General features: G+C 70.9%; 2 protein-coding genes and 1 pseudogene. 2 read left to right on the top strand and 1 reads right to left on the bottom strand.

Features of this window, described 5'->3' with window-relative positions; translation table 11 throughout:
• The coding region (locus L1885_RS24905) for a hypothetical protein (RefSeq protein WP_235799422.1) at positions 1-273 on the bottom strand (273 nt) is incomplete at its 3' end.
• Positions 274-942: 669 nt separating this feature from the next.
• Here L1885_RS24905 and L1885_RS24900 point away from each other — a divergent pair.
• Both L1885_RS24900 and L1885_RS24895 read left to right on the top strand, forming a co-directional pair.
• The gene (locus tag L1885_RS24900; RefSeq protein ID WP_235799421.1) at positions 943-3,381 is read left to right on the top strand and encodes an immune inhibitor A domain-containing protein; all 2,439 of its coding nucleotides are present in this window, start codon (positions 943-945) and stop codon (positions 3,379-3,381) included.
• 144 nt (positions 3,382-3,525) lie between these two features.
• A pseudogene (locus tag L1885_RS24895) lies at positions 3,526-3,834 on the top strand (hypothetical protein); the annotation flags it as partial.
• Positions 3,835-4,010: the final 176 nt, after the last annotated feature.

The raw sequence follows: 4,010 nt of genomic DNA, 5'->3' as shown, positions 1-4,010 counted from the left end.
CGCCGCGGCCATGGACCCCTCGGCGCCGCGGTTCTCGGCCCCCGCCGGCCCGGCGAGCGGGGTGGCCCGCACCTCGGCGGTCTCCCGCGCCTGCCGGGAGCGGCGCGGCGCGGGAACGCTGAGCGCCACCAGCAGGCCGAGTGCGAGCGCCGCGACACCGATGACGACGACGCCCGACCCCGTCGGAATGCCCGAGAGCAGGAGCATGGCCGTCGCCGAGCAGACGACGGTGGCTGAACCGTAGGCGAGCTGTGCGGCGTTCGGACGCGGCATGGCGTTTCCGTCCCTCGGAGCATGTGCCGGCGGTTCGGGGTGCGCCGGCCGTTGGAGGTGTAAGGGTCAGGGTGCTTGCGCGCGGTCGCACCGGCGGCGCGACTCTCTGTCCGTGGATGCCCGACGGGAACGGGCGGTAAGCGTGACCTAACCCACGGTGCGGATGCACAGGGGGCGCACGGATTCACGCGAACGCCCCCCGGCGCCGTCCGGTGCGCCCGTCCCGTCCGTCCCGCACGGCCTTCGTGCCGCCCGGCGGGCCGCCGCCGTTCACCTCCGCGCGCCTCCGTCGTGCGCCGCCCTTCCGTGCCCGGTCCGCCCGCCACCGGGACGCCGGCGCGTCCCCGTCCCCGCGCCCTCCGCCCCCGGTGACGCCCGGGGAGTGCGCAGGTGGCACGGGGGGAGGGGCCTGTGACGGCCGTCCCGGACCCCGGGGCGTCCGCAGCCGTGCCGTCCCCTAAAGATCAAGGAACGCTCATCGGATCTTCCGCTTTCCATAGTTGAATTGCCGTGAGCAAGTCAAGACTGTCATTTCTTCGTCAACTCCGGTCCAATGGCGCCACTTGAATCGCGTACAGCACGCGCACAGTTCGCGTACAGGCGCGCATCGGCCGGGCAGGTCCTCACCAGGACGGCCATCGGCGCGGGCGCGGGGGAGGACACCAGCGAGTGACCAGCACAGGACCGGCGAGACCGGCCAGACGGGCGAAGCGTGCGGCGGCGGTGATCGTGGCGCTCGCCGCGACCGCGGCGACGGCCTCCGCTTTCAGCACGGCACAGGCACAGGAGAATCCCGCGGCGTCACGCGCCACGGCCGCCCAGGTGGAGCGCCGCGATCCGGCGCCGCAGGCGGGCCAGGCGCAGCACGACCTTCCGGGCCCGTTCACCAAGCAGCAGACGAACGAGCGCAAGGCCGCGCTCGACCAGGTGCTCTCCGGGCACCGCAAGGTCGAGAAGCGCGGTGCCTCCAACGTGGTGAAGCTCGGCGGCGGCAAGTACGTCGAGCTGGGGCGGGAGAAGACCGACCGGATCTTCACGATCCTCGTGGAGTTCGGCGACAAGGTCGACAACACCACCCAGTACGACCCGGACGGATCCGGCCCGAAGCCGCCGGTCACGCAGTACGGCGGCACGCCCGGCCCGCTGCACAACCGGATAGCCGAGCCCGACCGCAAGGTGGACAACTCCACCGCCTGGCAGGCCGACTACAACCAGAAGCACTTCCAGGACCTGTACTTCGCGACGGGCAAGGACAAGAAGGGCAAGCAGCGCGAATCGCTGAAGACCTTCTACGAGAAGCAGTCCTCGGGCCGCTACTCCGTCGACGGCGAGGTCACCGACTGGGTCAAGATCCCGTACAACGAGGCCCGTTACGGCTCGAACTACTGCGGCGGCACGACCTGCCCCTCCGTGTGGGACGCGGTGCGCGACGGCGTGAACGCGTGGGTCGCCGACCAGAAGGCCAAGGGCGAGTCGAGCGCCGACATCAAGGCGGACCTGGCGCAGTACGACCAGTGGGACCGCTACGACTACGACGGCGACGGCAACTTCAACGAGCCCGACGGCTACATCGACCACTTCCAGATCGTCCACGCCGGCGAGGACGAGTCCGCGGGCGGCGGCGCCGAGGGCACCAACGCCATCTGGGCGCACCGCTGGTACGCGTACGGCTCGGACGCCGGCGCGACCGGTCCCGCGGACAACAAGGCGGGCGGCACGCAGATCGGCGACACCGGCATGTGGGTCGGCGACTACACGATGCAGCCGGAGAACGGCGGACTCGGCGTCTTCGCCCACGAGTACGGCCACGACCTGGGCCTGCCGGACAACTACGACACCGCGGGCGGCGACAACTCGACCGCGTTCTGGGACCTGATGTCCTCCGGCTCGTGGCTCGGCACCGGCAAGAACGCGATCGGCGACCTGCCGGGCGACATGACCGCGTGGGACAAGCTCCAGCTGGGCTGGCTGAACTACGCGCAGGCCAAGGCCGCGAAGAGCTCCACGGTCAAGCTCGGGGTGACCGAGTACAACACCAAGAACCCGCAGGCCCTCGTCGTGAACCTGCCGCAGAAGGAGAAGACGACCTCGGTCGTCCAGCCCCCGCAGGGTTCGTCGCAGTGGTGGAGCGGCATGGGTGACAACCTCAAGAACACCCTGACCCGCTCGGTCGACCTCACCGGCAGGACCTCCGCCTCGCTGTCCCTGGACGGCTGGTGGGACATCGAGGACGGCTACGACTACCTCTACGCGGAGGCCTCGACCGACGGCGGCGCCAACTGGACGCCGCTGGACGGCACGGCGGACGGCACGGCGATCCCGCGCGACGGCGGCGACAAGCCGGCGCTGACCGGAACGTCCGGCGCCTACAAGAAGCTCGTGTACCCGCTCGACGCGTACGGGGGCCGGAAGATCGACCTGCGCTTCCGCTACTCCACCGACGGCGGCGTCTCGCAGAAGGGCTTCGCGGCCGACGAGATCTCCGTCGTCGCCGACGGCACCCCGCTGTTCACCGACAACGCCGAGAGCGCGGACGCCGGTTGGACGGCGGCCGGCTTCTCCCGCATCGGCGGCTCGTTCAGCAGGGACTACGACCAGTACTACATCGTGGAGAACCGGCAGTACACGAGTTACGACACGACGCTGCGGACCGGCCCGTACAACTTCGGCTTCACCGCGCCGAAGGACCTCCAGGTGGAGCACTTCCCCTACCAGAACGGGATGTTGGTCTGGTACTGGGACACCTCCCAGGCGGACAACAACACGAGCGTCCACCCGGGCGAGGGGCTCATCCTGCCGGTCGACGCCCACCCGAAGGCGCTGCGCTGGTCCGACGGCACGGTGATGCGCAACCGCATCCAGGCCTTCGACGCGCCGTTCAGCTGGTACCCGACGCCGGCGCTCACGCTGCACAAGGCGGACGTGCCGACCCGGATCAAGCCGCAGGGCGGAGTGATCGCCTTCGACGACCACCGGGGCGGCTACTGGGACCCGGCGAACCCGCAGGGCAGCGCCAAGGTTCCTGACACCAACACCAGGATCTCGATCCTCAGCCAGCCCATCAGTGGCGCGACCATGACAGTCCACGTGGGACCGTCGACCCGTTAAGCACTGAAACCGCAGGTCAAACCATGATCGGCCGTTGCCCCTCTAGCGGGCGGCGGCCGATCGTGTTTAGGTGCAGCTGTGCATTTCTTATTGACACGACGTCTTGCGGAAGGACGTCTCGCAGGAGGGGGAGGAGGACCGATCATGGCTGGCGGAGGCTTCAGCAGGCTCCCGAACGGCAGAGTGGTGGTGGCCCTGACGGTGCCGAGACCCGCTGCCGAGGGGGGCACCGTACGCGTCCTGGTGCACGCGCAGAACCGGGCGCGGGCCCTGACCCGGCTCCGCAATCTCGGCCTGCGGGCCGTCTACCTCCGGGGCAACGCCGAGCCGCCGACCCCGGACGAGGTCACCGCGGTCCTGCACCACCCCGAGGGCCTGCTGTGGCGGGCCACGCCGCAGTGCCCGAGCGATGCCGACGCGCTCTGGCGCCCCATACGCGCCCTGCTGCGCCCGGGCCGAGCCTGGCAGCCCAGCCCCGCCCGCCCCGGCCTCGCACGCCGGCCCATGGTGCCCTGGCGGCACACGCCGCAGGTCCCGAGGGTCCGCGCGGGCGGCTGAGCGCCCGGCCGCGCGGCCGGCGGAGCGCAGGACGGTTCACGCGTGGATGCGGCCGGGCCCCGGGCCCAGCC

It is taken from the genome of Streptomyces fuscigenes (assembly GCF_021556455.1).
Lineage (GTDB): Bacteria > Actinomycetota > Actinomycetes > Streptomycetales > Streptomycetaceae > Streptomyces > Streptomyces fuscigenes.
This window is presented reverse-complemented; position numbering and strand designations above follow the sequence as displayed.